The 18,291-nt window shown below is 59.8% G+C and carries 20 protein-coding genes and 1 tRNA gene; 6 read left to right on the top strand and 15 right to left on the bottom strand.

Annotated elements, in window-relative coordinates:
* The first annotated feature begins 203 nt into the window (after positions 1-203).
* Positions 204-2,312 carry a M3 family metallopeptidase gene (locus ACFSNN_RS21180; protein ID WP_134455607.1) on the top strand — a complete coding sequence of 703 codons (2,109 nt, stop codon included), beginning with the start codon at positions 204-206 and terminating at the stop codon, positions 2,310-2,312.
* Positions 2,313-2,421: 109 nt separating this feature from the next.
* Here ACFSNN_RS21180 and ACFSNN_RS21175 read toward each other — a convergent pair whose 3' ends face one another.
* Entirely contained in the window at positions 2,422-3,714 is a 1,293-nt protein-coding gene (locus ACFSNN_RS21175; protein WP_134455606.1) for an amidohydrolase family protein, read from the bottom strand.
* 206 nt (positions 3,715-3,920) lie between these two features.
* Between ACFSNN_RS21175 and ACFSNN_RS21170 the strand changes: the two genes are divergently transcribed.
* Both ACFSNN_RS21170 and ACFSNN_RS21165 read left to right on the top strand, forming a co-directional pair.
* On the top strand, positions 3,921-4,619 hold the full coding sequence (locus ACFSNN_RS21170) for an aspartate/glutamate racemase family protein (RefSeq protein WP_134455605.1): 699 nt from the start codon (positions 3,921-3,923) through the stop codon (positions 4,617-4,619).
* A 120-nt stretch (positions 4,620-4,739) separates the two neighbouring features.
* Positions 4,740-5,189 carry a hypothetical protein gene (locus ACFSNN_RS21165; protein WP_134455604.1) on the top strand — a complete coding sequence of 150 codons (450 nt, stop codon included), beginning with the start codon at positions 4,740-4,742 and terminating at the stop codon, positions 5,187-5,189.
* Positions 5,190-5,597: 408 nt separating this feature from the next.
* Here the strand turns inward: ACFSNN_RS21165 and ACFSNN_RS21160 are convergent, their stop codons facing one another.
* From ACFSNN_RS21160 to ACFSNN_RS21145, 4 genes are all read right to left on the bottom strand, one after another.
* Positions 5,598-6,101, bottom strand: coding sequence for a lysozyme inhibitor LprI family protein (locus tag ACFSNN_RS21160; protein WP_244322717.1), 504 nt, complete (start codon positions 6,099-6,101; stop codon positions 5,598-5,600).
* A complete protein-coding gene (locus ACFSNN_RS21155) occupies positions 6,085-6,222 on the bottom strand; it encodes a hypothetical protein (protein WP_166799212.1) in 138 nt (45 codons plus the stop codon). The genes ACFSNN_RS21160 and ACFSNN_RS21155 overlap by 17 nt, the downstream gene beginning before the upstream one ends.
* Before the next feature lie 90 nt (positions 6,223-6,312).
* Positions 6,313-6,588, bottom strand: coding sequence for a glycoside hydrolase family protein (locus ACFSNN_RS21150; RefSeq protein ID WP_377747407.1), 276 nt, complete (start codon positions 6,586-6,588; stop codon positions 6,313-6,315).
* Between the two features lie 186 nt (positions 6,589-6,774).
* Positions 6,775-6,939, bottom strand: a complete 165-nt coding sequence (locus ACFSNN_RS21145) for a hypothetical protein (protein WP_166799211.1) — start codon at positions 6,937-6,939, stop codon at positions 6,775-6,777.
* A 209-nt stretch (positions 6,940-7,148) separates the two neighbouring features.
* On the opposite strand from ACFSNN_RS21145, the gene ACFSNN_RS21140 reads away from it, so the two are divergent.
* Entirely contained in the window at positions 7,149-7,325 is a 177-nt protein-coding gene (locus ACFSNN_RS21140; RefSeq protein WP_244322716.1) for a site-specific DNA-methyltransferase, read from the top strand.
* On the opposite strand, the gene ACFSNN_RS21135 is transcribed toward ACFSNN_RS21140, so the two are convergent.
* The 5 genes from ACFSNN_RS21135 to ACFSNN_RS21115 all read right to left on the bottom strand — a co-directional run bounded on the left by ACFSNN_RS21135 (position 7,322) and on the right by ACFSNN_RS21115 (position 10,568).
* The gene (locus tag ACFSNN_RS21135; RefSeq protein ID WP_377689135.1) at positions 7,322-7,681 is read right to left on the bottom strand and encodes a hypothetical protein; all 360 of its coding nucleotides are present in this window, start codon (positions 7,679-7,681) and stop codon (positions 7,322-7,324) included. The genes ACFSNN_RS21140 and ACFSNN_RS21135 overlap by 4 nt on opposite strands.
* Positions 7,682-8,219: 538 nt before the next feature.
* Positions 8,220-8,978, bottom strand: coding sequence for a hypothetical protein (locus ACFSNN_RS21130; RefSeq protein WP_134455601.1), 759 nt, complete (start codon positions 8,976-8,978; stop codon positions 8,220-8,222).
* A gap of 9 nt (positions 8,979-8,987) precedes the next feature.
* Positions 8,988-9,458: a M35 family metalloendopeptidase gene (locus ACFSNN_RS21125; RefSeq protein WP_244322715.1), complete on the bottom strand. Its 471-nt coding sequence runs from the start codon at positions 9,456-9,458 to the stop codon at positions 8,988-8,990.
* 223 nt (positions 9,459-9,681) lie between these two features.
* Positions 9,682-10,140: a PAAR domain-containing protein gene (locus tag ACFSNN_RS21120; RefSeq protein ID WP_134455600.1), complete on the bottom strand. Its 459-nt coding sequence runs from the start codon at positions 10,138-10,140 to the stop codon at positions 9,682-9,684.
* A 53-nt stretch (positions 10,141-10,193) separates the two neighbouring features.
* Entirely contained in the window at positions 10,194-10,568 is a 375-nt protein-coding gene (locus ACFSNN_RS21115) for a PAAR domain-containing protein (RefSeq protein WP_208949454.1), read from the bottom strand.
* 399 nt (positions 10,569-10,967) lie between these two features.
* Here ACFSNN_RS21115 and ACFSNN_RS21110 point away from each other — a divergent pair, with 399 nt between their 5' ends.
* Positions 10,968-11,174 carry a hypothetical protein gene (locus tag ACFSNN_RS21110; RefSeq protein ID WP_134455599.1) on the top strand — a complete coding sequence of 69 codons (207 nt, stop codon included), beginning with the start codon at positions 10,968-10,970 and terminating at the stop codon, positions 11,172-11,174.
* Positions 11,175-11,803: 629 nt separating this feature from the next.
* Here ACFSNN_RS21110 and ACFSNN_RS21105 read toward each other — a convergent pair.
* Both ACFSNN_RS21105 and ACFSNN_RS21100 read right to left on the bottom strand, forming a co-directional pair.
* A tRNA-Met gene (locus ACFSNN_RS21105) sits at positions 11,804-11,880 on the bottom strand.
* Positions 11,881-11,969: 89 nt separating this feature from the next.
* Positions 11,970-12,257, bottom strand: coding sequence for a hypothetical protein (locus tag ACFSNN_RS21100; protein WP_106279408.1), 288 nt, complete (start codon positions 12,255-12,257; stop codon positions 11,970-11,972).
* 170 nt (positions 12,258-12,427) lie between these two features.
* On the opposite strand from ACFSNN_RS21100, the gene xth reads away from it, so the two are divergent.
* The gene (gene xth, locus ACFSNN_RS21095) at positions 12,428-13,204 is read left to right on the top strand and encodes an exodeoxyribonuclease III (protein ID WP_012433598.1); all 777 of its coding nucleotides are present in this window, start codon (positions 12,428-12,430) and stop codon (positions 13,202-13,204) included.
* Positions 13,205-13,224: 20 nt separating this feature from the next.
* On the opposite strand, the gene ACFSNN_RS21090 is transcribed toward xth, so the two are convergent.
* The 3 genes from ACFSNN_RS21090 to glnL form a co-directional block, all read right to left on the bottom strand.
* Positions 13,225-15,324, bottom strand: coding sequence for a prolyl oligopeptidase family serine peptidase (locus ACFSNN_RS21090; protein WP_134455598.1), 2,100 nt, complete (start codon positions 15,322-15,324; stop codon positions 13,225-13,227).
* Positions 15,325-15,437: 113 nt separating this feature from the next.
* Entirely contained in the window at positions 15,438-16,955 is a 1,518-nt protein-coding gene (gene ntrC / locus ACFSNN_RS21085; protein ID WP_134455597.1) for a nitrogen regulation protein NR(I), read from the bottom strand.
* Between the two features lie 44 nt (positions 16,956-16,999).
* A complete protein-coding gene (gene glnL / locus ACFSNN_RS21080; RefSeq protein WP_134455596.1) occupies positions 17,000-18,142 on the bottom strand; it encodes a nitrogen regulation protein NR(II) in 1,143 nt (380 codons plus the stop codon).
* Positions 18,143-18,291: the final 149 nt, after the last annotated feature.

Genomic DNA, 18,291 nt, shown 5'->3' with positions numbered 1-18,291 from the left:
TCGGCTGCCATGTCGCGCTCGCGCACAGGGCCGCGACATCTGATAATTTGTCTGCCGACGGATTGGAATCAACGCGCCCTGCCCCAATAATGTCTGTATCGGCTGTTATGGGGCGTCATAGCGCGCGCCCCGAAGGCAGTCCCCTCGGGGGACGCCCGTCGATGCACCGATTACCCGTTCACCCGCGTCAGACAGGAAGCCTCATGTCCACTACCGCCTCGAATCACGACAATCCGCTCCTCGATTTCTCCGACCTGCCGCGCTTTGGCGAAATCCGCCCCGAACACGTCACGCCCGCCCTCGATGTGCTGCTCGCCGATGCGGCCGCCGCCGTCGAGCGCGCCGCCCAGCCGATCACGCCCGCTTCATGGGCCGACGTGGTCGAGCCGGTCGAGCGCGCCACCGAACCGTTGTCGCGCGCCTGGAGCGTGGTCGGCCATCTGAACGCGGTTGCCGACACGCCCGAGCTGCGCGCCGTGTATGGCGAGAATCTGCCGCGCGTCACCGAGTTCTGGTCGAGCGTCGGGCAAAATCTCGCGCTGTATGAGAAGTACAAGGCGTTGAATGCCAGCGCCGACTTCGAATCGCTGACCGGCGAGCGCAAGAAGATCCTCGGCAATGCGCTGCGCGATTTCCGCCTGTCCGGCGCGGAATTGCCGGAGGACCAGAAGCCCCATTTCGCCGAGTTGCAGGAACGCCAGGCGGCGCTTTCGAAAGCGTTTTCCGATCACGTGCTCGATGCGACCAACGCATACGCGTATATCGTCGAAGCCGGTAATGAAGCAGAGCTGGCCGGTTTGCCCGAAGACGTGATCGAAGGCGCGAAGGAAGCGGCCGAACGCGAAGGCAAAACCGGCTACAAGTTCACGCTGCACTTCCCGTCGTACTTCCCGGTGATGCAGTACTCTGAAAATCGTCCGATGCGTGAAGCGATGTATCGCGCCTATGTCACGCGTGCTTCGGAGCTCGGCCCGCAATACGGCAATGGCAAGCCCGAGTGGGACAACACCGCGGTGCTCGCCGATCAGCTGAAACTGCGCGCCGAAGAAGCGCACATGCTCGGCTTCAACAATTTCGCCGAAGTCTCGCTCGCGCCGAAAATGGCCGAATCGCCCGCCCAGGTGATGAGCTTCCTCGAAGACCTCGCCACGCGTGCGCGTCCGCATGCCGAGCAGGACTGGAAGGAACTGCGCGAATTCGCTGCGAACGAACTCGGCATGACTGAACTGCAACCGTGGGACATGACGTTCGCCGCCGAGCGTCTGCGTCAGAAGCGCTATTCGTTTTCCGAGAACGAAGTCAAACAGTACTTCCCGGAAGACGCCGTGTTCAAGGGTCTTTTCAAGGTCACGGAGACACTCTTCGGCGTGCGTATCCGTCGCGACGAAGCGGCCGTGTGGCACCCGGACGTGCGCTTTTTCCGCGTCGAGAATCAGGATGGCGGGCTCGTCGCGCAGTTCTACCTCGATCTGTATGCACGCGAAGGCAAACGCGGCGGCGCCTGGATGGACGACGCGCGCGGCCGTCACAAGCACACGCACGGCAGCGTGCAAACGCCGGTCGCGTATCTGACGTGCAACTTCTCGGCGCCGGTCGGCGGCAAGCCCGCCTGCTTCACGCACGACGAAGTCATCACGCTGTTCCATGAGTTCGGCCACGGTCTGCATCACATGCTCACGCGCGTCGATGAGCTGGGCGTGTCGGGTATCAACGGCGTCGAGTGGGACGCGGTCGAACTGCCGTCGCAATTCATGGAGAACTTCTGCTGGGAGTGGGACGTGCTGAGCGACATGACCTCGCACGTCGAAACGGCCAAGCCCTTGCCGCGCGACCTGTTCGACAAGATGCTCGCCGCGAAGAATTTCCAGAGTGGTCTTGGCACGCTGCGTCAGATCGTGTTCTCGATGTTCGACATGCAACTGCATACCGGCTTCGACGCGTCCGGCACGAAGAACGCCACCGAACTCGCGAGCGAAATCAACGAGCGCTTCCATGTCGTGCCGCAGGCGCCGTTCTCGCGTTGGCCGAATACGTTCAGCCATATTTTTGCGGGCGGTTATGCGGCGGGCTACTACAGCTACAAGTGGGCTGAGGTACTCTCCGCCGACGCCTACGCGGCATTCGAAGAAGCTGCGGAAACGGCGAGCGGCAGCGTGCTCGATCAGGCGACCGGCCTGCGCTATCGCAAGGAGATTCTGGAAGTGGGCGGCAGCCGCCCGGCGATGGAATCGTTCAAGGCGTTCCGCGGCCGCGAGCCGAATATCGACGCCTTGCTGCGCCACAACGGCATGTCGCCGGGCGCGGCGCATTGATCGGTTGATGCGAATGTCGGCGCTTTGCATGGGCCGATAAAAAACCGGTGACCTGCGTTATGCAGGCACCGGTTTTTTTCTTCGCGCGAGGCTCAGAGCCTCGGTGCAATCAGCCGCGATGCAGCTTGAAATCCACTTGCGCAGGCCGCCCTTCGAGCGACAGCGCTGCGCGCGCAGCCGGCGCACGGCTCACCACTTTGCCGCGGCTCACCACCGCAAGGCGCGCGGCGCGCAAACGAATTGCTTCCACCGGATCGCGCGCGTCGAGCAGCACGAGATTGGCCGCGCATCCCGGCGCGATGCCGTAGCCCTCCAGACCGAGAATGCGCGCGGCGTTCACCGTCACCGCGTCGAAACAGGCGCGCATACCGTCGACGCCCGTCATCTGCGCCACATGCAAGCCCATGTGCGCGACTTCGAGCATGTCGCCCGAACCAAGGCTATACCACGGGTCCATCACGCAATCGTGGCCGAAGGCGACGTTGATGCCTGCCGCCATCATCTCCGGCACGCGCGTCATGCCGCGGCGTTTCGGATACGTATCGCTGCGCCCTTGCAGCGTGATGTTGATCAGCGGATTCGCGATCGCCGCGACGCCCGACTCGCGCATCAGCGGCAGCAGCTTGCTGACGTAGTAGTTGTCCATGGAATGCATGGAGGTCAGATGCGAACCGGTGACGCGCCCGTGCAAACCGAGCCGGTGCGTTTCGGCCGCGAGCATTTCGATGTGGCGCGACATCGGATCGTCCGATTCATCGCAGTGCATGTCGACGCGCAAGCCCTGCTCCGCCGCGTACTCGCACAACAGGCGCACGGACTGCGCGCCGTCGGCCATGGTGCGCTCGAAATGCGGAATGCCGCCGACCACGTCCACCCCCATCGCGATCGAGCGCTTGAGGTTCTCGAAAGCACCCGGGCTGCGCAGCACGCCGTCTTGCGGAAAGGCCACCAGTTGCAGGTCGAGATACGGCGCGACGCGGCGTTTCACTTCGACCAGCGCCTCGACCGCGAGCAGGCGCGGGTCGCACACATCCACATGGCTGCGGATGGCCAGCAATCCGCGCGCGACGGCCCAGTCGCAATACTGCAGCGCGCGCTCGATCAGCGCCTCCTGCGTCAAATCCGGCTTCAGTTCGCCCCACAACGCGATGCCTTCGAGCAGCGTGCCCGACGCGTTCACGCGCGGCAGACCGTACGAGAGCGTTGCGTCCATATGGAAATGTGGATCGACGAACGGCGGCGTGACGAGCGAGCCCGCGGCGTCGATTTCCTCGCGCGCGTTGGCGGCCAGATTCGCTTCGACCGCAACGATGCGGTCCGCTTCAATGCCGATATCGACCGGCTCGTTGTGTTGCGGCGCGGCGCCTGACGGCAGCATCGCGCGGCGGATGATCAGATCCATCTATCGCTCCCTTTGACCCCGTCCTGATTGATTACGATTCTATCGGCGTCAGAAAACGTGTGGCGGCGATTTTGTTCCACGTTTCTTCATCCGGCCGTACCGGCGAGCGGCGCGCGATCCGTACCGGCAGCGCATTGCGCCACCCGCCTATACTCGCCGGGACAGACGGTCGATGCCGCGCCGTCATCCACTCACGGAGCAAACACATGAAAACGATCGGCGTGATTGGCGGGATGAGCTGGGAATCGTCCACCGAGTACTACAAGCTTCTCAACCGGCACACCAAGGCGCGCCTCGGCGGTCACCACAACGCGCGCAGTCTGATGCTCACCGTCGACTTCGCGCCGATCGAAGCGAACCAGCGCGCGGGCGACTGGACCGCGCTTGGCCAGCAGATGGCCGACGCCGCCCGCCAGCTCGAACGCGGCGGCGCCGATCTGGTGATGCTGGCGACCAATACGATGCATCGCGTCTATGAATCGATCGAAGCGGCGATCGACGTGCCCTTCCTGCATATCGCCGATCCTACCGGCAGCGCGCTGCGGGCGGCAGGCATCGAGCGGGTGGGCTTGCTGGGCACGCGCTATACGATGGAGCAAACTTTCTACACGGGACGTCTGCGCGAGCGCTACGGCCTGGAGACGGTGATTCCCGACGAAGCCGAACGCGCGGACGTGCATCGCATCATTTATGACGAGCTATGCCACGGCAAAGTGAACGACGCTTCGCGCGCGGTGTATCAGCGTGTGATCGAAGCGCTGGCTGCGCGTGGCGCGCAGGCGGTGATTCTCGGCTGCACGGAGATCACGTTGCTGATCAAGCCGGAAGATTCTGTGTTGCCTGTGTTCGATACGACTGCGTTGCATGCGCAAGCGGCGGTGGAATGGGCGATTGATGGGGAGTGAGGTGGAGGCGCGGGATTAATAGGCAATGGGCTCCGAAACCGGGCGGCGCCTGTTGCCGTCTTACTTCGATGCTCACCGCGCCGCGCTCGACTGGATAAACGAACATGCAGAGGAAAAACCGTGAGCCGGACCGACCTCAGACCCGGCGCCATCATCAGCGTTATTGAAATCTTGATGTTTGCCGGTGAGCGATGCACGCCCACCGAAATCCTCACGATCGAACCTCACAGGATCGACGCGCGTATCCTTGCGGGTGAGCGGCGCGGCATGTTGATAGCAGCTCGAACTGAGCGCCGAAAATCGCACCTGGCGGCGCGCACGATTGAGCCCGTTACGATCGGCCCGGCGACGCTCTTTAACGCGGACGCGCTCGCGGTGCTCCCGCAGCTTGCCGGGCTCGATGCGTTGCTCACCGATCCGCCATCTTCGAGCGGTGGACAGTTTCGCTCCGACCGCGTACTAGACACCTGGAAAAAAACGTTCAATCGGATTCATCAAGCCAACAGCTACCGGATTTCAGCGGAGATGCCCGCGACAAGCGCGCGTGCAGGCCGGGCGCGGTGGGTATGATGCCGCTGGATCTCACTGTCGGCACGATACCCCGCTCTTACGAATGCACCGCGCCGCGCGATTCGGGTACACGTCACGCAAATGCCGCTAGCGCTTACGCGCGAATGGCTGCGCGTGGTGCGGCCCGGCTCGATCGTGCTTGACCCTTCATGGGCTCAGGGACAACGGGCGTAGCGGCGTTACAGACCGGGCGGGCTTCGTCGTTATCGAGCTAGACCCGGCGCACTTCGATAACGCGTGCGAGCGCGTCAATGAAGCGCAGCGCCAGGGAGCGCTATTCGATCACGCCGACACGGCGCAGAAACAGGCGCGCTTGTCGCTCGAAAGTAATAGCCCAACCGAAGCGGTCCTATGGGATTGCTGGCGAAGATAGCTCAGTCATTCGCTTGAAGCGAAGCTGCAAAAGTTTTACTGACTTACATCAGGTTTGGTTAGCTCGCCGATCCTCGCTTTCGTAATTGCTTCCATGCACGTCCAGAAATCAATGAAACGTATGGATGCCTGGCCGATTTCGTAAACGTTCGCGTAGCACTGATTGTCTCTATAGCTTTGCCAGTGATTTTGTGCCTGTTTGAAGTACGGCAAAGCAATCGGGTTATGGTTCTTTCGAAGCTCTACATCGTTTTGCTCGATTTCCTTTTCGGCGGCTCCGACAGTCTTAGCGAGTGCTGTTTTGGCTAACTCGAACTTGAACTGGGCGCATGTGGTCAGTTCCATCGTTCCCAGGTTTTCGCCTTTGCAATGTTCGGCGATTTGTTGGGACGTCTTTCCAGGGAACTGGCTGATTGCTGGTTCCGCTTTCCGGTAGTCGAACGTGGTTCCATAGATTGAAGCTGAATTCGCAATGGAAGCGCCGGCCATGTAGAGAGAAGCACCGACGCACACATGCAAAAATTTAGTGAGTTGCGTCATAGACCCCCGTGTCGAACAGACGCGCCTCGCGCTGGCGGCGGCCTGCGACGATATTAGCGATGAAGCCCCGAATCACGTCACGCATACGCTCGTACTCGCCATGATTCAGAAAATCGGCCAAGTATTCCGACCGTGTACCCGGCCATGGGTCATGCGGTCGGCGTCCGTGGACAGTGTTGAAGAGAACGGACACCAGCGCATCATATTCGTATTAATAGAGCGGTACGCGAACGTCACGATTGATTGCCCTTTCAGTGGCTTCCCGATTGTGTCGAAAAAACTCTTTCGCCCGGTCAAGTGTAATAACGTCCCCAAGATGCAAATGGTCTTGCGGCAAGACACGATGCCCTAGTCCTACTGTCGGAATGCCGGTTCCATCGTCGTACCCCTGCAATATAAAGCCCTCAACAACGGTAAGGTTAGTTGTATGGCCGTGTACCACATGATGATACGTACCGTTGAGAATTCCACACTCAAGGACAGCCATGAACGTTATACCTTGCGGTGAAAGCTGCCAGGGCTTACACCGCCTATCTGTCTGTACGTTCACGCACGAATTCGGATTTGTATTGGTCGTTGCGATCGCAAGTGGTTGCGTCATTAAGCCTCCTATTTATGCTTTGTGAATCGGTAACGCCGTGCGATAGTGATCCTTGCAGCCTTACCGACATGCTTAATTCCTGTGGCCGAGATAGAGCGAAATGTTTTGTACGCCATCTGTCTTGTATCGCATCGTGCATCCCGCACTGTCCGTTACACCGCGCGCGACTGAGCCGGACGGAAAGCGGATGGTGTTATAGCTGTCGGCGAGCGGCCGCCCGCGCGCGTCGCGCAGCATGAACTGTTCGTCATGCAGGGAAGCTTTATTAGAACCCGCGACGAGTAATGCGGCGGCGTTGGCGATAGCGGCGTAATGCTCGGCTTCGTCATCGCACCATGACTCACCCGCGAGCTTTACGACGATCCGGGGCGGCGTTGCACAGTTGCACAGAGCGATGTCGAACTGCTGCGCGTGGTGCGCCCGGCTCGATCGTGCTTGATCCTTTCATGGGCTCAGGGACAACGGGCGTAGCTGCGTTACAGACCGGGCGGGGCTTCGTCGTTATCGAGCTGGACCCGGCGCACTTCGATAACGCGTGCGAGCGCATCAATGAAGCACACCGCCAGGGCGCGCTATTCGATCACGCCGACACGGCGCAGAAACAACGGCGGCTGGCGATTTAGTGAGCAGACGCTGAAGGCAGGAGGGCAACGTTGGCATTAGTCGCTTTGACGGCAAGGCTGAGGCGTTCAGGGTTCTTTGTTCGGAATCGAACAGTGTGCCCGTATTCATCGGTTACGCCTTTTGCCGTTATCCCGGATGGGAACGTTACCCGGTAGGCAATTTGCGCTAACGGCTTACCTTCTGAGTCGGCAATTGTGTATTGCATTGAATTCGGGAATTTCTTAGATAGGTCCGAATCCGTCGGATTGCTCCCTGTATTTGCGTCGGCCGTCTCCGGCACTTGCGCTGCAACGTGGTGCGCGGCATTCGTGGCGCTCACAGCGAACAACGCCAATATAAGATGTTTCAATTTCAAGTTTCCTCGCGGATCGAAAAGCCCCGCCGAAGCGGGGCCGATAATCACTGGGGCGCAGGTAGTCTAACGGCCTATCGAGATTGGACCTCTCGCGTAACGCCAATACCTAACCGTCCCCTGTCTTCGCAATCACCTGGCCGACGGTGACCTAAAAGGAGTTTCAACGATTGAACATTATTAGCTTCATAGAACATCGTGTACCCGTTAGCATCTGTTTCTCCTATTGCGGCCACGCCGGACGGGTAGCAAACCGTGTAATAAACCGTAGCACACGGGCCATTTCCACACGCCAATAGAAAACGCACAAATGAACGGTCTGAATTCGCTTTCCCCGATGTGATTGTGGTCGGCGAATCCTGCTTTGCATCGGTCGTCTCCGGTCCTTGCGCTGCAACGTGGTGCGCGGCGCTCGTGGCGCCCACAACGAACAACGTCAATATAAAACGTTTAATTTCCAAGTTTCCTCATGGATCGAAAAGCCCCGCCGAAGCGGAGCTTACGAGGCTGATCCTTGCCCTGCGCAACCTTTGCCCATCGACTAATAGCTATACTGGTCGACTTTCACCTCAATAGTTGTGTACTCAGGGCCAAGTAGTTGTAGAAGTTCGGTGCGTCCCTGATTGTCCGTCATACCTATATATTTATGTACGCTCGTCGAGATTCGGTAGCAAACCCCCGCGCGCGGCTTTCCGCCGTCAGTTGCCAACGTAAGAGCTTGCTCCTTCGTAGTAGCGGTCCAAACTTGACGCGTAATAATGCGGGCGTTGGCCGGTTCCCGCTTATCTCCACAAGTAAAAATGTTACTGCCGGGCACGGGTCCGGGTGTATCTGCTGTTACGGCATAGCTGACGCCCCCCGGAAGATTCGGCGTATTACACAGTTTTTGACAGTCGGCGGCCGCACACTTCGGCACGAACTCAACGCCGATCTGCCATTTATCGTCTGGATCAATTTTTCCCTTGTTGAGTTTTATAACTCTCTCATCAACATCTATATCGTCTTTGTCGAGCCCCAGTTGCTTTAGGAATGCCGTGATCTTTTCCCCTCGCAACGCCGCAAGCTGCTTGGCATTCGATTCGTATTCGAACGCGGTTGCCTCGACTGTGGCTCTCGTTCCTTCTCCCGTCCACCCCCTTGCAGTTAGATAGTGGCGAGTCAGGGCAAGACGATCGCCGTTGCTTATATCTGGCGCACCGTGCGGCAACTCGATTTTGTCTTGGAGAAGAATCGTACATGCCGTTGCCTGCAATGATGCAGCAGTCAGCACTAACCCCAAAATATAGATATCTATTTTCATATATTCTCTCTATTCATCGCGAGTCAAAATGTACCAAGCAATGCTGTCTGCATTGTTTATCGCGACATCTGAATGATCGCGGGCCAGCCAACCACAAGCCGTTCTCCCGTATGCGCCGGGGTAGTCAATCGTGCCGAATGTATCCATAAAATGCGTGCATTCATGAACCAGCGTCAATTGCATTGACGACAGTTTACCCGCTGACTTTTTCGGCAAGTAACAGAAATTTGTATCAATCGCTATTGTATGCGTAGCCGTATCAGGGCCGCAAACGTGTGCAACTTCCCCTCGATTATTTGCATTCGGTGTGCAGCCGACGGCGCGGTCTCTTTCTGGGTCTGGTCGAATGAAATTGCTGGCAGTTAGCCCGTTCATTACTTGAATAAGATTATTCAAGCCGTTTATCAGCTTTTTCCGCACAGCGTCGTCGTTCGAGCTAAACCACGCCTTGACTCGATCGCGCGCTGAAGGGGACCACATGGAAAGCTCACTTTGCCGCTGACGGATGATCTTTACGGCCTCATCTCTTAGAGACAGTACAGTTTGCCGAAACTCTCAATCAGTCATATTCGGGCAAATTGGTGTTGTATCTATGGACACGTAAACCATCGACCCAGGATTCGTATTTGTGACGGCAATCGAATGAACCTCGAACCATTCTTCGTTTTCGCTCGTCTTGAAGCCGTAACTGTTGCTGCCGGCGTCACTCATTGATAGATTCTCCAGTTATGTAGAGCCTTAGCCTTTCCGTTCCATCTGTTTCGATGCGTTCTGTTGCACCGATCGCGCTCGTCGTACCTGTGGTGACTTGGCTGCTATTGGTGACGATTCGATAACGAATATGTGCGAGCGGGCGGCGCGTGTTATCGAGCAAGCTAAATTGCTCATCGAAGGGTGCAGTTTGCGTAACTCCAAGCGGCGGGTTCGCTACGGTGGAACGCCCGATATTCGTATTTTTATGAACGAAGCACTTGGCATCCGAAGCGGCGATTAGTCGATTCTTTCCGCAGCGGCACAGAACAGGATCGTTATCAAGTACAACCGGTGTTCCACGGTTCCGCATCTTGTCGCCGGTTCCGTGCATCGGCCACGATCCCTTGCAGTTTCCGCAAGTTGCGTGTTCACTGTCCAGAGCTAGCTTTATCCCGTTGTTGCGAATCATCGCCTTTAATGCAATGACACGCCCGCCAGTCGTTGTAAGGTCGCGGTCCCCTACTACACAGCGAAACGCGCTGAAGGTTTGTGCGACTCGGGCACACAATCGGCGTCGAATAGCACCTCAATATCTTGGTCTTCGTCTACAGAGAGCCCGCGCTCGTTCGAGATGGCCGAAACGATCCTGTCGCCATTGCTCAGGCTGCTACCAACGAGTGCAACGGGATTGCCGGAATAGACAAGCGCGATGCCTGCGCCGTCCGTAATGACCGCTTCGCTGAAGCCGCTATACGTCACAATGTCGCCGATGCATGCAACCAGAAGGCCGCAGATTGGAAGTACGCGGCCGCCCGTCACGCATCCGCTACGCTCGGTACGAGCCCCGATGGTTGCGAACGGATACAACCTGCCATTACGTTCCTGCTGTTCCGACATTTACCCCCACGAAGTAGAAGAAAGCGACCCGCCCGGTAACGCGGCCGGTAATGCAGTAGTGGGCTGAATTGCTCCCACTCGGGTCATCGTGCCTCGGGTTTGAAACAGGGGGAATAAGACAAAGGCTAAAAGGGGTGCAATCAAATGCGCGGTGCATACCGGCGCGAATATGATCTGACATACGACAAATCCAGCCTATTAGGCAAACTATTCGGACGGTCAGAACTTGTCTGAATTATGAAGCCCGCGCAATGCGGGCTTTGTCGTTTCTGGCTGCACCTCTCTCGGAAAAGCTCACCATGCGCGACCTCTACGCCGGTCACGCCGCCGCGTTGCGCGAGTGCGCAACCGCTTTCGCAGGACTGAAGCGATGTTAATTGTTCGTCCGCCCGCGCGGGCTTGCTCGAAGCGTGGAAGACGTTTAACCGCCGCCGTACCGATTTCGCTAATGACTTCGCGTACCCGGTTCGCACCGCGTTTATCGAGGAAGCGCTCGAAGTCAATGATTTGCCGCTACCGGATAACGCGCCGCCGTTCATCGAAGCGCGCGGCGCATATTCGCGGCGTACGTGGATCGGCCCGGCCGTGGGTGGATTGATCCGGTAGCAGAAAAGCAAGGCGCGGTGCTCGGCATGGATGAGGGACTATCGACGCTCGAAAGCGAGTGCGCGGAAAATTCCGGCGAGGACTGGGAAGACGTGCTCGACCAGCGTCTTGCGTCGGTCCATTGCATGCTGCGTTGATCGACGTAGCGTCACGAAAGCCGGAAAAATATTTCGCGACACCTTGACTGCATGGCTCGCAAAGCGCGTTGCGAAGAGTCACGGGCATACGCGCGAAGTGCGTCAACGCTTTCCGCACACACCTTGGCGTCCCCTGTTCGTTCGGTGAACTCGCCTGCAACCTTCTGACGTGGCGTACAGATTGCAGTGTGGAGAACGAGGTAGCTGGTCGATCACCCATTGCGACGTCGGTTCAGAACAACGCTATGCGGATGCGTATGCAACCATGCGAGATAGGCTGAATCGTTACCGCCGAACAGAATTGCGGACAAGTCGGCTCCTCGTAGAAGAGGTTGCTCTCCGACAAAAGACAACAAAAAACCCGCACAGGGCGGGTTTCAGTTTTCGGGCAACTTCGCACAGAATGCGCAAGCTTTGCCTTCAGTTTGCCCTAACGGTGAATTCAGGGCGATTCAAACGGATACACAACGCGGCTAAAAGCCTCAATGCGTTTGGTTGCGGGGGTAGGATTTGAACCTACGACCTTCGGGTTATGAGCCCGACGAGCTGCCAGACTGCTCCACCCCGCGTCAGAGAAAACGGATTGTATAGAGATGTTCGCAAGACGTCAAACAATCGTGCGAATTATTTCAAGCTCGTGAAACGACGCACACGCGACTCACAGATCCTGCACCGTAGCGCCCTCTACCTTGCCGTCGATGATATCCGCGCCGTACTGGCTCGCGCTACGTTTGGCGACGCCAAAATCGGAGAACGTGAGCGGCAGCACGAGACGAAATACGCGGCTCGCTTTCGAGCCGCTAATCGCGCCTGGCCGGCAGACGCGCACCGCGACGTCATAACCTTCGGAGTGGCGCTTATGACCGTCGAACTTGTCGAATGCCCGCGAAAACACCAGCGGATGCACTTCGAAGTCCTTATAAAGAGCCGGGTAAAGTTCGGCCATGATGCCTCCCCGATGCGCAAAAGCGCGAGTGTGAGTCGTCCCACTATACGCCGCGGCATGAGCGGCTCGCGCTTTTATTTTCGATGCCGCGACGGGGCCATTTTCACCGCCTCCTCGTCCGCGCGATAAGATGCGGGACTATCGGAATCACGCAAGAAAAAGAGAATGTCATGAAAATCGCCACCTGGAACGTCAACTCCCTCAAAGTCCGCCAGCAGCATGTGATCGACTGGCTCGAAACCAGCGGCACCGACGTGCTGTGCCTTCAGGAACTGAAGCTGCCGGACGAAAAATTCCCGCGCGCCGAACTCGAAGAGAAAGGCTACCGCAGCTGGTTCGCCGGGCAGAAGACCTATAACGGCGTCGGCATTCTGGTGCGCGGCGGCTTGACGGTCGACGAAGGCAGCATCGTGCGGAATATTCCGGGCTTTGAAGATCCGCAGCAACGCGTGATTGCCGCGACTATCGAAGGCGTGCGCATCATCTCCGCGTATTTCCCGAACGGTCAGGCACCGGGCACCGACAAGTTCGCGTACAAACTGCGCTGGCTTGCTGCGCTGCACGACTGGATCGCAAGCGAGATGGCGCTGCATCCGAAGCTCGCACTGCTCGGCGACTACAACATTGCGCCAGACGATCGCGACGTGCACGATCCGAAAGCGTGGGAAGGTCAGAACCTGGTGTCGCCGGAAGAACGCGCTGCGTTCGTGCGCCTCATCGAGCTCGGTCTTCTCGACGCATTCCGCCAGTTCGAGCAGCCGGAGAAAATCTACTCGTGGTGGGACTACCGGATGATGGCGTTCCGCCGCAACGCGGGGCTGCGCATCGACCACATCCTGCTGTCGAAGGCGCTGGCCGACGTGTGCTCGTCGTGCGACGTCGACAAGGTGCCGCGCAAATGGGATCAGCCGTCGGACCACGCGCCGGTTGTCGCGCAACTCGGCTGATCTCGCGTCATCAAGTCGGGCTACGTTGACGGGTTCAACGTACGCCACAGGAACTCGAACACCATCGCATCGTGCTCGGCCTGCTCCAGTTCATCGGAGCCGCCGTGCCCGCCCTCCGTATTCTCCCGGTACCACGCCTGCTGCGCACCCAGCGCCTGCATGCGCGCGGCCATCTTGCGCGCGTGGCCGGGATGCACACGGTCGTCGGCCGTCGACGTGGTGAACAACACCGGCGGATACGCAACGTTCGCCGCCACGCGGTGATACGGCGAGTAAGCGGCCAACATGCCCGCCTCATCGGGCTCGTCGGGATCGCCGTACTCGTCTATCCACGACGCGCCCGCGTGCAGCAGATGATAGCGGCGCATGTCGAGCAAAGGCACCTCGCACACCACGGCGCCGAACAGCTCGGGGCGCTGCACCATGCACGCCGCCACCAGCAGACCGCCGTTGCTGCCACCCTGTATGCCGAGATGTGCGGCGCTCGTCACACCCGTGTCGATCAACGCCTCGGCCACTGCGATGAAATCGTCGAACGCGCGCTGGCGATGCTTGCCCTGCGCGGCCGTATGCCATCTCGTGCCGAACTCGCCGCCGCCGCGAATATGCGCGACCACGTACACAGCGCCGCGCGCCAGCCAGCCAATGCCTTGCCCGGTGAGATAGCTCGGCAGCAACGGAATCGCAAAGCCGCCGTAACCGCTGAGCAGGCATGGGCGCGCGTGTTGTGGCGCATCGCGCGGGCCGACGACGGTGTACGGCACGCGCGTGCCGTCCGCGGAAACTGCGTGAGCGCGAGTGACGGTAAATTGCGTCGCGTCGAATTGCGTCGGCCAGCGGTCGAGCAGTTCCCATTCGCTCAGATCGTCGCGCGCAAGGTCGGCGAGCCAGTACGCGGGCGGCTGCAGATAGTCGTCGGTATCGACGAACACTTCGTCGTCGAGGGTCGGCTCGACGGGCGACACGTCGGCTTGCGCGTCGTCGCGCGTCGGAAAGACGCGTTCCTGCCAATGCCACGCCTGGTTGCCGCCTTGCGACGGCGTCAATAGCAAGGTCTTATTCTGCACATCTTCCAGATACGACACGATCAGGTGATTGCGCGTATGCGTCCATTCGCAGGCCGAGGTTTGCGGCGTCGGCGTGAATAACGGCAGCACGTCGCGCTCGCCGCGCAGGAACGCGTCTTCGCGGATCGCCAGCAACGCGCCGCCCGGATAGTGCGCGCCATTGCAGTCCCAATCGAGTCGCGGCTCGAGCAACAGCCAGCCTTGCCAGCCGCTCACCGCGACATGCGACGGCACCTCGTAGCGGCGCCATGCGTCGGCGGCGCCGTGGGCGCCATCGAGGTAGTACGTGTGCGAATCGAAGAAATCGACGCTGCTCACCACCGTATGCCGCTGCTCGACCGGATCGTAGTGCCCTTCGACGCCGATATCGCCGAACGCGCCCTTGAACACCACAGGCGCGTCGGCGAGCGCCGTGCCGCGCGTCCAGCGTCGCACTTCGCGCGGATACCCGGAGCGCGTCAAGCTCTTGCGGCCGTTATCCCAGCCGACGTAAAGGGTGTCACGATCGATCCACGACGCCGTGTGCTTGCCGGCCTTCGCGATCACGAAACCGTCGTCGACGAAGCGTCGCGCGTCGATGTCGAACTCGCGCACCACGAGCGCGTCCGAGCCGCCCGGCGACATTGTGATCAGCGCGCGGTCGCCATCGGGATAAAGAATGTCCAGTTCGACGCACACCCACGGCGTACCTTCGGCGGCGCCGAGCGCGTCGAAGTCGAGCAGGTTCTGCCACTCCGGTTTGCCGCCACGCCATGCCGCCCACGCCGTACGCCGCCAGATGCCCTTGGGATTACGCTCGTCCTGCCACAGGTCGTAAGCCCAATCCTTCCAGCGATCGGGAATCACCGGACGTTCGCGGGGCAGATAGGCGTCCGCGAGCCGCTGCCTGAGCGAGGCGAACTCCGCGCTGCTGCACCACGCGGCGCGCGTGCGCGCGTTTTGCTGTTCGACCCACGCGAGCGCGTCAGGGTCGTCGAGCGCTTCGAGCGACAGAAAGGGATCGGGGGAAAGCGGCCAGGAGAAAGGAGCGGTGAGAGTGCGAGGTGCGGGCATCGTCGGCTGTCGAATGAAAACAGCGTTGATTATGCCTTGCGGGAGCGCGCGACTCGTTCGACAAGCGAATGAACGGAGCGGCTCACGCGCCGCCCCGCTCTACAACCAGACACTCAGGGCTCGAGATTGAGTTCCTGAATCTTGCGCGTAATCGTATTGCGGCCAATGCCGAGACGCTCCGCCGCTTCGACCTTGCGGCCACGCGTGAAGTCGAGCGCTTCGCGAATCACCGCCGCTTCGAAACGGCGCGCGAGTTCATCCATGACGTCCGCGGCATTCTCGCGCAGCATCCGCGCAACTTCGGTGCGTAACCCGCCTTCCCAGGCGCTGACGGCGGTCGCGACAGGCATGCCGCCCACCGTGGCCGGATGCGTTGCCGCACTTGCGCCGTTGACCGGCACGCCGCCTGCGAGAGTCGCATCGCCCGCGCCGATCGCCCCGCCGCCACCGCCGCTCAGATCGCTCACGCCCGCTTGCGCGGGGCCGAGATCGGGCGGCAAGTCCTTGATCTCGATGGTCTGCGCCGGCGCCATCACCGTGAGCCAGTTGGCGAGATTCTCCAATTGACGCACATTGCCCGGAAACGGTAACGACGCGAGATGAGCCAGCGCCTCTTCGGACACACGCTTCGGCTCGACGCCGAGATCACGCGCGCTCTTTTGCAGAAAGTGCCGTGTGAGCAGCGGGATGTCTTCGCTACGCTCGCGCAAAGCGGGCAAGCGCAAGCGGATCACATTGAGACGGTGATACAAGTCCTCGCGGAACAGACCCTGACGCACGCGCGATTCGAGATTCTGGTGCGTCGCCGCGATCACGCGTACATTGGCGCGCAACGGATTGTGGCCGCCGACGCGATAAAACTGCCCATCCGACAACACACGCAACAGACGCGTCTGCAGATCGAACGGCATATCGCCGATTTCATCGAGAAACAGCGTGCCGTTCTCGGCCTGTTCGAAACGGCCCTGGCGCATGGCCTGCGCGCCGGTGAAGGCCCCGCGCTCGTGACCGAATAATTCGGATTCCAACAGATCTTTTGGAATCGCGGCGGTGTTCAGCGCGATGAAGGGACCGTTCGCGCGTGGGCTATGTCGGTGCAACGCACGCGCGACCAGTTCCTTCCCGGTGCCTGATTCGCCGGTAATGAGCACGGTTGCCGCAGAATGGGACAAGCGACCGATCGCGCGGAACATATCCTGCATCGCTGGTGCCTGGCCGAGCATTTCCGGTGCTTCGGTGACGCGTTCGTCCCACGTCTGTTCGCCGCGCATGCTTTCGTCCACGGCACGGCGGATCAGTTCGACGGCCTTGTCGACGTCGAACGGCTTGGCGAGGTATTCGAAGGCACCGCCCTGGAATGCGGCAACCGCGCTATCCAGATCCGAGAACGCCGTCATGATGATGACGGGCAAGCCCGGCACCTTGTCGCGTACGGTTTGCAGCAATTCGAGGCCGGAGCCGCCAGGCATCCTGATGTCGGACACCAGCACCTGCGGGCTGTCGTGATCGAGCGCGGCCGATGCTTCGCGCACGTTCGCGAAGCTGCGGGTCGCGAAGTTTTCGCGGGCCAGTGCTTTTTCGAGCACCCAGCGAATCGATTGATCGTCGTCTACTATCCAGATCGGCTTCATATGGGTCGGTCAGAAGTCTTGAGTACGTTTGAGTACGTATGGTGTTAGCAGTCGAGCGGCAGCAGAATCTGAAACTCGGTGTGGCCCGGGCGGCTATCCACTTCGATCAAGCCGTCGTGCTGTTGCACGAAGGTCTGCGCGAGCGTCAGTCCAAGACCGCTGCCGTCCTCGCGCCCCGACACGAGCGGATAGAAAATGCGGTCACGGATCTCTTCGGGAATGCCTGGGCCGTTGTCAGTGATATGCAAGTCCAGTGCCAGCTTACATAAGCGTTTCGACACCGTAATCTTGCGAGCAACGCGGGTACGCAATTCGATTCGCGCGTCGCCCTGCGAAATACGTTCGCGCAGCGCTTCAGCCGCATTGCGCACGATGTTCAGGAGCGCCTGGATCAACTGCTCCTTGTCGCCGCGCAGGTCCGGCACGCTCACGTCGTAATCGCGTTCGATAGTGAGGCCCCGCGGAAACTCCGCGAGAATCACCTGACGCACACGCTCGCACACCTCGTGAATATTCACGTCGCCGACAATATGCGGATGACGGTGCGGCTCAAGCAGTCGATCGACCAGCGTTTGCAGCCGGTCCGATTCCTTGATGATGACCTGGGTGTACTCGCGCAATTCATCGCGCTGACGCTCGCCGAGTTCGAACTCGAGCAGTTGCGCCGCGCCGCGAATGCCGCCGAGCGGATTCTTGATTTCGTGCGCGAGGTTGCGAATCAGTTGCTTGTTGACCGCCGTGAGGTCGTTGATGCGCTCCTCGCGGTCGGTGCGTATATGGCGCTCGTTTTCGAACAGTTCGAGCAGCACGTAGTCTTGCGCGCCTTCAAGAAAACCGACGATCGCATGCACATGCAGCGGCTCGTGGCCCGGACGCTCGAGCACGGCGTCCAGATGCGTCGCGTGAAAACGGTGGGCGGCGATCGCGGTGATGGTTGCGACCAGTTCGTCGGCATTCGAGAAGATGTCCGGCCACGCCATCTGCGTCAGTTGCCGGCGCGAGAGTTCCAGCATCGACTCCGCCGACGGATTCGCAAACGCGACGCGCAGCGTGCGCTTTTCGAGCACCAGCACGACCGTCGGCAACGCCTCGAAGCCCGGCAGCAAACCCGAGCTGACGAGTTGAGCGTCGTCGGAGAGCGCCTGCTCGTGCCCTTTCCTTGCCTTGATCAGATTCTTAAGAACCATCTTGCAGTCTGGCCGATAGGAGATGGTGATAAAACTTTGATGCGCTTTAGGTGTTGCTCATTGCCTTGCCCGCGAGCCGCGAACGTTGCGAACATTTCAAACGTCGTGAACGTTGCGAGCGTTGCAAACGGCCTAACGAAAAAGGGACG

Source organism: Paraburkholderia dipogonis, from assembly GCF_042680985.1.
Taxonomy (GTDB): domain Bacteria; phylum Pseudomonadota; class Gammaproteobacteria; order Burkholderiales; family Burkholderiaceae; genus Paraburkholderia; species Paraburkholderia phytofirmans.
This window is presented reverse-complemented; position numbering and strand designations above follow the sequence as displayed.

Bases quoted from the DNA above. Each gene is read 5' to 3' on its own strand.
- glnL (WP_134455596.1), bottom strand. From the start codon at position 18,142: ATGGTTCTTAAGAATCTGATCAAGGCAAGGAAAGGGCACGAGCAGGCG.
- ACFSNN_RS21140 (WP_244322716.1), top strand. From the start codon at position 7,149: ATGGGCTCAGGGACAACGGGCGTAGCTGCGTTACAGACCGGGCGGGGC.
- ACFSNN_RS21120 (WP_134455600.1), bottom strand. From the start codon at position 10,140: ATGATTCGCAACAACGGGATAAAGCTAGCTCTGGACAGTGAACACGCA.
- ACFSNN_RS21130 (WP_134455601.1), bottom strand. From the start codon at position 8,978: ATGAAAATAGATATCTATATTTTGGGGTTAGTGCTGACTGCTGCATCA.
- ACFSNN_RS21125 (WP_244322715.1), bottom strand. From the start codon at position 9,458: ATGTGGTCCCCTTCAGCGCGCGATCGAGTCAAGGCGTGGTTTAGCTCG.
- ACFSNN_RS21175 (WP_134455606.1), bottom strand. From the start codon at position 3,714: ATGGATCTGATCATCCGCCGCGCGATGCTGCCGTCAGGCGCCGCGCCG.
- ACFSNN_RS21100 (WP_106279408.1), bottom strand. From the start codon at position 12,257: ATGGCCGAACTTTACCCGGCTCTTTATAAGGACTTCGAAGTGCATCCG.
- ntrC (WP_134455597.1), bottom strand. From the start codon at position 16,955: ATGAAGCCGATCTGGATAGTAGACGACGATCAATCGATTCGCTGGGTG.
- ACFSNN_RS21090 (WP_134455598.1), bottom strand. From the start codon at position 15,324: ATGCCCGCACCTCGCACTCTCACCGCTCCTTTCTCCTGGCCGCTTTCC.
- xth (WP_012433598.1), top strand. From the start codon at position 12,428: ATGAAAATCGCCACCTGGAACGTCAACTCCCTCAAAGTCCGCCAGCAG.
- ACFSNN_RS21145 (WP_166799211.1), bottom strand. From the start codon at position 6,939: ATGCTGCGCGACGCGCGCGGGCGGCCGCTCGCCGACAGCTATAACACC.
- ACFSNN_RS21115 (WP_208949454.1), bottom strand. From the start codon at position 10,568: ATGTCGGAACAGCAGGAACGTAATGGCAGGTTGTATCCGTTCGCAACC.
- ACFSNN_RS21180 (WP_134455607.1), top strand. From the start codon at position 204: ATGTCCACTACCGCCTCGAATCACGACAATCCGCTCCTCGATTTCTCC.
- ACFSNN_RS21150 (WP_377747407.1), bottom strand. From the start codon at position 6,588: ATGGCTGTCCTTGAGTGTGGAATTCTCAACGGTACGTATCATCATGTG.
- ACFSNN_RS21170 (WP_134455605.1), top strand. From the start codon at position 3,921: ATGAAAACGATCGGCGTGATTGGCGGGATGAGCTGGGAATCGTCCACC.
- ACFSNN_RS21160 (WP_244322717.1), bottom strand. From the start codon at position 6,101: ATGACGCAACTCACTAAATTTTTGCATGTGTGCGTCGGTGCTTCTCTC.